This window comes from Streptomyces pratensis (genome assembly GCF_037137275.1).
GTDB classification, from domain to species: Bacteria; Actinomycetota; Actinomycetes; order Streptomycetales; family Streptomycetaceae; genus Streptomyces; species Streptomyces pratensis_B.
Genome location: NZ_JBBBEN010000005.1, coordinates 1 through 382 on the forward strand (window position 1 = coordinate 1; position 382 = coordinate 382).

Annotated in this window: 1 pseudogene; it reads left to right on the plus strand. The window is 73.0% G+C overall.

From position 1 onward, the window contains the following. Positions 1 to 196: 196 nt before the first annotated feature. Positions 197 to 382, plus strand: a pseudogene (locus V9U70_RS00025) (hypothetical protein); the annotation flags it as partial.

Genomic DNA, 382 nt, shown 5'->3' on the forward strand with positions numbered 1-382 from the left:
CGCGGTCGCGGCCGCCGTCGACACCGCGATGCCCCAAGCCTCCGAGACCGAGCGCCGGGCGGCCGTCGACCGGCAGCTGCACGAGACCGTGACGGCCAAGGCGTGGGCGAAAAAGCAGTACCGCGCCTGGTAGCTTGAAGCGAAGGCGGCCTGCGCCGAATCCGCCGCTGCACAGCCGGACGACGATGTCCCGGTCGTGCTGCCCGCGCCGCGTCCGGCCGCCGTCGCTCCGGCCCTGGAGCCGGAGAGCACCGACGTCGACGACGACCAGGAGCTCGTCCTCTTCAACACTATCCTCGCTGCGGTCGTGCCCGAGCTCGCCGGGCGGGTCCAGGCCGTGGCGTTCGACGCGGACACTGGCCGCCTGGACATCGTCCCGGAC